Origin of the sequence: Desulfobacterium sp. N47 (assembly GCF_051233685.1) — a bacterium.
GTDB lineage: Bacteria > Desulfobacterota > Desulfobacteria > Desulfobacterales > RPRI01 > RPRI01.
The window spans coordinates 24,268-32,071 of record NZ_JBAMMY010000113.1 but is presented as its reverse complement, the minus strand read 5'-3'; the positions used below and the strand labels follow the sequence as shown (position 1 = coordinate 32,071).

Genomic DNA, 7,804 nt, shown 5'->3' with positions numbered 1-7,804 from the left:
TGGAATGATGTTCTCTTTGTTCTGCATCATTATTTGCATATAAATAAACTCTTGGGGACAACTGTTGTCTCCAAAAGAATCTTTGCTGTCTTTTACCGCTATCCCCTCCAAAACATCTTTGATATGCAATGCGTTGAAAGGATATTTCGCCGACGTTAACACTTAAATCGACACGGTGGTCGCCTTGCGGCAAAACTTGACCGACTTATTAAATCTCCTCATTAATTCCATTGGGTTCCGGATACAGGGTCAAGTCCGGCATGACGGTAAAGGCATAGAATAAGTTTGATTATTTCAATTATATTAAATAGATTTGCCAGAACAATTTAAAATGAACATTGACTGTTTCAAGGTTTGCTGATATTTAATCTTCAATATATATTAACCCTTGTCAAGGAGATAAGCATGGCAGACCTGCATTTGGATTTGTCTGAAACAGCCGTTCTGGCGATGGATTTTCAACAAATGATCGTTTCGGCAAATGCCATGGCCAAACAGCACAATGTGCTACAAAAAGCAAAGGCAGTTCTTGACGGCGCAAGGAACGCGGCTCTGCCTGTTATCCATGTTGTTATTCAATTTCGCCGGGGCTACCCTGAAGTATCCGCGCGCAACCGCATGTTCAGCGGCATTAAAGATATGGGAATCTTCATTACAGGGCAAGATGGAGCAAATATTGATAAATCCCTCAGCCATGAAGAAGGCGATATCATTGTCAGCCGTCCCCGCGTTAACGCTTTCTATAGCTCTGATCTGCAGAGCATTCTTAGTTCGAAGGAAGTGCATACTCTGGTTCTCATGGGCATCAGCACAGAATGGGTGGTTGAGGCAACTGCACGCTATGCCGTTGATGCCGTTTACCGCGTGATCGTTTTGGAAGACTGCTGCGCCAGTATGTCAGTTGAGGTGCATGAATTTACCATCGCCAAAATCCTGAGTCGAATTACGGAGATTTCCAATTCAGAAGAATTTCTGGCAAACCTGCAATAAATTCACAAACAACTTCGGCAAGAACGTCTATAAAATAAAAGAAGAAATCTTTCCCGCAATCTGCTGTTTCGGAACCGCTCCTACGATTGTATCTTTTAGCACTCCTTTGTCAAATATCAGCATTGACGGAATGCTGCTTATTTTAAATCTTGAAGACGTTGCCGGGTTTTCATCTACATTAAGTTTGCAAACTCTTATTTTGCCGTAATATTCTGCCGCAAGTTCTTCCATCACAGGCCCTATCATCTTGCATGGCCCGCACCATGGAGCCCAGCAGTCAAGCAATACAGGGATCGGGGATTTTAAAACTTTTACCCCAAAATTACCATCTGTCACAATTACAGGTTTTTTATTTAAAAGATCACTTGTATCAAGCGGGAAAGAACATTTTCCGCATTTGGCAAAAGAACCGGCCTTATCAAGCGGGATTTTATTTTTTATTCCGCATTTTGTACATCTTATTGTTCGTGTATTCTGCTGGCTCATTTATATCTCCTTAATTTCTCTTAAGGCATCACTCCATATTTTTTTAATTTCTTATGCAGCGTTCTTCTTGTTATACCAAGCCTTCTGGCCGCCTCACTTTTATTTTCATTCGATGATTCCAGTGTCTTTAATATAGTTGCTTTTTCAATTTCTTCAAGTGGCATATCCCAGGTGTCAAAAGATTGCGTAATTTCACTTTTCACGGATTCCCCCCGGATTGTTTCAAAATCTTTCTCATCCAGAAAATCAAAACGGGCAAGCACAACAGCCCTTTCAACAGCATTCATTAACTCCCGTACATTGCCGGGCCAGTTATATTTTATAATTCCATCCAAAGCTGCCGGAGTATATCCTTTTATGTTTTTATGGTTTCTTTCAGTAAACATTTTAAGAAAATGTATGGCAAGAAGGGGGATATCTTCTCTTCGCTCCCTCAAAGGAGGCACCTTTATATTTACCACATTTAACCTGTAGTAAAGATCTTCACGGAAAGACCCGGATGCAACCATCTCCTGAATATCTTTGTTGGATGCGACAATTATTCTTACATCCACTTTTATAACTTCATTGCCGCCTACTCTGCTTATCTCTCTTTCCTGAAGCACCCGCAAAAGCTTGACCTGCATTGTAAGTGGCATTTCAGTGATTTCATCAAGAAAAATACTTCCACCGGCCGCCTGAAGAAATCTTCCATCCTTTTTTTTATCTGCACCGGTAAATGCTCCTTTTTCATGACCGAACAGCTCTGATTCCAAAAGAGTTTCCGGAATTGCGGCACAGTTGATTTTAACAAAAGGTCCGTTTTTTCTTGCACTGTTAAAGTGGATAGCTCCTGCAATCAATTCTTTTCCTGTTCCGGATTCGCCTGTTATCAGTACGATAGCTTCAGACGGAGCAACCAGGGCAATAGTTTCAAATAGTTTCGAAATAGCCTGACTTTGCCCTATTATATTTCGTCTGTCAAAATGCATCTCAAGATTTTCCTTAAGAAGGCGGTTTTCTTCTTTAAGATTAAGATGCTCCATAGACCTTTTAATAGTCAGTTTTAATTTGTCAAAATCAAGCGGTTTTGTAAGATAATCATAAGCGCCGTATTTAATAGCCTCAACTGCCGATTCAACAGAAGAATAGGCGGTCATTATTATCACCGGAATTGCAGGATTGATATTTTTAATTTCTTTAAGCGCTTCAATTCCTGACAACTTTATCATCCTTACATCCATTAAAATAAGATCATAGGGTTTAATATTTACTGCATCAATTGCTGCTGCTCCGTCGTTTGCTTCGGATATTTCGTATCCCCATCCGCCTATAAGTGTGCGCAGCATAGTACGATGCGCCGTATCGTCATCTACAACAAGAATTGTGTTTTTATGTCTCATATTGATATTTATTTCCTTAAGGCTATTCTTTGTGCTTTGCATGCGGTAAAAAAATTGTAAACACCGTTTCTTGCCCAGGACGGCTTTGTACTGTAATCTTACCACCATGAGCCTCTATTATATTATAAACTATAGCAAGCCCGAGACCTGTTCCTGTTGATTTTGTAGTAAAATACGGATCAAAAACAAGAGCAAGATCTTCTTTTTTAATACCGGATCCTGTATCTGAAACCTTGATAATCGCTCCCTTATCTTTTTTGGAAACATCAACAGACAGTCTGCCGCCTTTTTCCATTGATTCAATTGCATTAAGATAAAGATTCAGCAAAACCTGTGTTATCCTGTCTTTATCAAGAGCTATTTGAATTTCTTCCGGCGGAATATGAATTGTAATTTTAATGTTCTTTTCCAAAGCTTCTCTTTTAAGAAGCTTTATCGAATCTTCGATCACGGATTTAAGCGGGGCAGGCTTTTTCGATATAGACACCGGTCTTGCAAGCTCAACCAACTGGCTTACAACTCTGTTAAGCCTATCTACTTCCTGAATCATAATCTTAGCAATATCTTTATCTTCCTCTTTTTCGTTGTGTTCTATGAAATAGGTTGCAAGGCCTTTTATGGAACTCAATGGATTTCTTATTTCATGTGCAATTCCTGCAGCAAGGCTTCCAAGAGATGCGAGGCGCTGGCTTCTTGCAACTTCTCTGCGAAGAGATTGAACTTCACTTAAATCTTTAAACAGAATTATATGCCCAATAAAATTGGCATTTTCATCTTTTAAGATAGAAACTCCGACTTCAAGAGGGATGATTCGGCCGTTATTTAAGACACAGTCTATATTAATTTCAGCCGCACCGCTTTGATTTTGCGCTCCGGTTATAAGATTTAAGAGGCCTTCTGGAAGTACTTCCTTAATTTTTTTACCTATAACTTCCGGAAACGGAAGGGAAAGAATTGATCCTGCTGCACTATTAAATGAAGCAATTTTTCTGTTGCCATCTACTGCAATAAGGCCGATAGGCATATTTTCCACGAGGTGATCGGAAAAAACCTTAATTCTTGATAAAGAGTCTCTCGTACTTCTATAGCTTTGAGTCATAAAAAGCAGTACGACACCTGCAAAACCTATAAGCAGCAATACTATTCCTGTAAATATATAGTGCTTCGTATCTGCAATTCTTGACTGCTCGGCAGAAGTCATATCGAGACCGACAAATATTATAAGCTCTGACTGCCTGGGATTTTTAATATCATACCGCGGGTTGAAAAATTTTCGCATCATACCTTCGCCGTAGATACCGCCGACAGGAGTAAATCTTTTATATACTTCAAATATTTTTATTTTGTCAGGTCCTTTTAAAATATGCCACCGTATTTCATTTGTCAGATAGACTTTCTTCAGATCAATATCAGTTTTGTAGGTTTCACCTTCATAGTCGGGGTTATTGTGTGCAACAATAGTTTTTTCGGTATCTGTTATAAGAATATACGAAACATAAGGCTGCATCGCAATTTCGGTTAAAAGATTATGCAGATGAAAACTTCCGATATAATCTCCCATTATCCCGGTTCTTGCACCTGCTCCAAATGAACGGATAAGTGCTGTGCCTTTTTCGAGTAAAAGGCGGGTGTTGTACGTATCCCATCGTTGTATATTTTGTACCGTCATAAAGGCAAAAATAGGAAGAAGCACAACAAATGCACCTATTAATATCCATGAAGGAAAACCGGTCCAGAATTTGTTATTGATTATTCTCTTAATCATAATAGAGTTATCAAAAGTAAGAAAGTTGCGGGCAAATTTATCCTGATTATAGCAATTGTCATAAATCTGTTCCGATTGGGTATGGGTACGTATACCCGATTACAATCAAGCAATCGGAATGTTATTCCGTCAAATGCTATAAGTACTTTCAAGAGCCACTTTCAAAACGTTTCAGTTTGGTCAAGGTCAAGGCGGGCGAAAATTTTAACCACAGGAATACCTTTAGTATTTCGAGGATTAAAATTTGAGCCCAACGCAGAGATCGGCCTGAATGGGACGTTTTGAGACTGGCTCTAAAGAATATAATGGCAACAAAACCATTATGTTTGCATACATAGTATCCGGCATATTTTATTTTATATCAAGAATTGTTTTGGTCAGCAACTAAGGCCTGAGGGAAATGATTGGAATTTAAAGCACAATGACGATCTTTTGATCAGCAATATCAAAAGTTACTTCCGCAGAAAGTTTGGATAAAAGAGTTTGTTCCCGTTCTCCGGGAAACTGATCCGGCTTTATTTCAGCAAGCCCTTTAAGGTTGGAAAAAGTAATAACCACCTTATCCTGTTTTTTTTCTGCATTCAGACAAACGGTTTTTTCTTTACCGGCGGCTGACATGGCATAATCCAGAATGAACCATATAAGCGTAACAAGTAAAAACGGATTTGTGCTGACAAACACAGGGTCAGCCTTCTCAATTATTTCAAGTTTTATTCCTCGCATTACAGCCAATCTTTCCGATAGGCCGGAAATCAAATAAATGATATCATTAACATTAGCTTTACAATCAGGTTCATCAACGCTATGGGCAAATTTATTAAGATTCTTAATAATTGTATCCCCTCTTTGAACCTGACTTATTATTTTTTGTGAAGCAACTTTTATTCTTCCCGGGTCGACTGGACGCCCTCTTTCAGCCATTGCGCAAAGATCCCCCAGAAGCCCTGCATTCTCATTTATAATTGCAAGCACATTATTTACTTCATGAGAAATTGATGCTGTCATATTTCCAAAAAATTTAAGTGCATTATCGCCATGTACATCTGTTTTTGATGTCAAGGTTTACACCTGTTCCTTTTTTAAACATATTTCTTTCATTTTTATGACAAGATCATCAATGTTTACAGGTTTAACAAGATAGTATTCGGCACCTTTTTCGTTTGAAGCAGCCTTGAAATCGTCTTCTGATCCATGACCGGTTATAAAAATGTATTTTAAACCGGGATTTTTCTCTTCCAGTTTTTTCTTAAGTTCAATTCCTCCGATTTTAGGCATTTTAACATCAAGAACAGCTATATCATATGTTTTAGATTCAGTGTTTTGTATAGCTTCTTCTCCGCTTGTAACCCAATCCGCCTCAATATCCCTTAATGAGAGGCGCTCTGCAAGAGTTGATACCAGCTCCTTTTCGTCATCTACCAGCAATATCTTCATTGTTTTTCACCTCTTTCTTCTCCATCTTAAGCGGAAGGATGACAACGAAACTTGTACCTTTACCTACTTCACTCTGAACTCCTATGCTTCCGCCCAATTCATGTACAAGACTATAAGTTATGGAAAGGCCAAGACCCGTCCCCCCCTGTTTTGTTTTGGTTGAAAAGAACGGTTCAAAAACCCTTTCCAAATCCGCTTTTGGAATTCCGTAACCATTATCTGTAAAAGTTACTGAAATTAAACCGGTTCCTTCGCGCTTTGCTGTAATATCAATCTTACCGCCGTCTTTTACGGCAGCAAATGCATTGTTTACAATATTTAAAAATATTTGCTGAAGTTTTCCCCTGTCACTTTCAAATTGCGGAATATTGCCGGCAACATTTACTGAAACTTTGATACTCCTGTATTCAGCCTCTTTACTTAGAAATCCCAAAACATCTTTTATCACTTCACCAATATCTACCTGCTGGATTTTAACATCCAGATGACGTGCAAAATTTAACAGGCGTTTTGTAATTGTTCCGCATCTGTCCACTGAATAAAGGGCTGAGTTGGCAAGTTCAACTAATCTTTTATTTTCTTTAAACTCGTCTTTCATTGTGAGCATATCTTTGATAAGCCCGACTTTTTCATTAATAACGGCAAGAGGATTATTAATTTCATGGGCCACTCCTGCGGCAAGCCTTCCGATAGAAGCCATTTTATTCGAATATTCAACCTCGTGTAAGGTCATGATACGCTTCTGATCGGCAAGAAGTATTCTGTTTACAAGATATGTGGAAACACTTAAGGTTACAAGTGCTATGACACTAATGCTTGCAATAAGAAAACCTATGAGTTGAAACCGGGTTTTTTGCCACGGCTTCATCAGTTCGGCCTTCTGTTTTACAATCATCAGGATAAAAGGCGTGTCATGAATGTAATCATATCCTGTTACAAGTTCTTTATCCTGGTAAGTTTGTTCATAAACGCGTGTGTGTTCTGAAAATTCGGGAACAGACAAAGGAATCTTATCCAAAACCTTTCCGAAATCTCTTGAAGGTGTCTGAAGTACCCCTTCCTTGTTTATCAGAAAAGAATCACCCTGACCGCTAACTTCAAGGTGGGCAAGAAGATCATTAAATTTGTCGGTGTCAATAGTGGCTCTGAGAATATAGAAAGAACCGTTTGCAAGGTTGTGTCTGACGGCAATAACAATATGTGGGGTGCGCCTAAAACCCATAAAAACATCGCTTACATTGACCCCCTTGTATATGACGTCCTTAAACCAGCCCTGGTCATGGTAATTGATGCCTTCCAGTTTATATGGCCCTGCATAAGCCATTTGCAGACCGTTTGAATCTATTACTCCAATATCAATGAAACCGCCAAACCCTTGTTTCAGGTTTTTCAGGATTTCGGAAAGTCTTTTTGAATCACACAATGAATTATAGTTATTATCTCTTACAACAAAATCAAGGGCGGATCTTCGCTCGGCAAGAAAAAATGAAACAGTACGCCATGTATTTGAAACAAGACGGGTTGTACGCAAGAGAAAGTCAGTCTCTACAGCCTGTTGAGTAACTTTATAATCTATAAGGGTAATAGAAACTAATGGAACTATCGCCACCAAAGATATCAGCACAACTGCAAGTTGCCAGATGCGTCTGAAATTAAAAAGGTGTTTATGCGGACCTGCTGCCACATCCTGGTAGTCCCAGAATTTCGGTTTTATAATTTCAAAAACAGACATATTATGCCCAAAGCT

At 39.0% G+C, this 7,804-nt stretch carries 7 protein-coding genes; 1 reads left to right on the top strand and 6 read right to left on the bottom strand.

The annotated features are described in order from the left end of the window. Positions 1-405: 405 nt before the first annotated feature. Positions 406-990 (top strand): cysteine hydrolase family protein, encoded by a 585-nt coding sequence (locus tag VXK47_RS06930; protein ID WP_435548042.1) that lies wholly within the window; start codon positions 406-408, stop codon positions 988-990. A 27-nt stretch (positions 991-1,017) separates the two neighbouring features. Here VXK47_RS06930 and trxA read toward each other — a convergent pair whose 3' ends face one another. The 6 genes from trxA to VXK47_RS06900 all read right to left on the bottom strand — a co-directional run bounded on the left by trxA (position 1,018) and on the right by VXK47_RS06900 (position 7,789). After that, complete coding sequence (trxA, locus tag VXK47_RS06925; protein WP_435548041.1) at positions 1,018-1,476, bottom strand: thioredoxin family protein; 459 nt, start codon at positions 1,474-1,476, stop codon at positions 1,018-1,020. A gap of 20 nt (positions 1,477-1,496) precedes the next feature. After that, a complete protein-coding gene (locus VXK47_RS06920; RefSeq protein ID WP_435548040.1) occupies positions 1,497-2,858 on the bottom strand; it encodes a sigma-54-dependent transcriptional regulator in 1,362 nt (453 codons plus the stop codon). A 22-nt stretch (positions 2,859-2,880) separates the two neighbouring features. Then, complete coding sequence (locus VXK47_RS06915; RefSeq protein WP_435548039.1) at positions 2,881-4,623, bottom strand: ATP-binding protein; 1,743 nt, start codon at positions 4,621-4,623, stop codon at positions 2,881-2,883. 411 nt (positions 4,624-5,034) lie between these two features. Next, positions 5,035-5,682, bottom strand: coding sequence for a hypothetical protein (locus tag VXK47_RS06910; RefSeq protein ID WP_435548038.1), 648 nt, complete (start codon positions 5,680-5,682; stop codon positions 5,035-5,037). 3 nt (positions 5,683-5,685) lie between these two features. Then, positions 5,686-6,057 carry a response regulator gene (locus tag VXK47_RS06905; protein ID WP_435548037.1) on the bottom strand — a complete coding sequence of 124 codons (372 nt, stop codon included), beginning with the start codon at positions 6,055-6,057 and terminating at the stop codon, positions 5,686-5,688. Then, on the bottom strand, positions 6,035-7,789 hold the full coding sequence (locus VXK47_RS06900) for a sensor histidine kinase (RefSeq protein WP_435548036.1): 1,755 nt from the start codon (positions 7,787-7,789) through the stop codon (positions 6,035-6,037). The genes VXK47_RS06905 and VXK47_RS06900 overlap by 23 nt, the downstream gene beginning before the upstream one ends. Positions 7,790-7,804 lie beyond the last annotated feature (15 nt).

What these genes read in the sequence shown, in the direction of transcription:
- VXK47_RS06930 (WP_435548042.1), top strand. Translation starts at nt 406, where the DNA reads ATGGCAGACCTGCATTTGGATTTGTCTGAAACAGCCGTTCTGGCGATG.
- trxA (WP_435548041.1), bottom strand. Translation starts at nt 1,476, where the DNA reads ATGAGCCAGCAGAATACACGAACAATAAGATGTACAAAATGCGGAATA.
- VXK47_RS06920 (WP_435548040.1), bottom strand. Translation starts at nt 2,858, where the DNA reads ATGAGACATAAAAACACAATTCTTGTTGTAGATGACGATACGGCGCAT.
- VXK47_RS06915 (WP_435548039.1), bottom strand. Translation starts at nt 4,623, where the DNA reads ATGATTAAGAGAATAATCAATAACAAATTCTGGACCGGTTTTCCTTCA.
- VXK47_RS06905 (WP_435548037.1), bottom strand. Translation starts at nt 6,057, where the DNA reads ATGAAGATATTGCTGGTAGATGACGAAAAGGAGCTGGTATCAACTCTT.
- VXK47_RS06900 (WP_435548036.1), bottom strand. Translation starts at nt 7,789, where the DNA reads ATGTCTGTTTTTGAAATTATAAAACCGAAATTCTGGGACTACCAGGAT.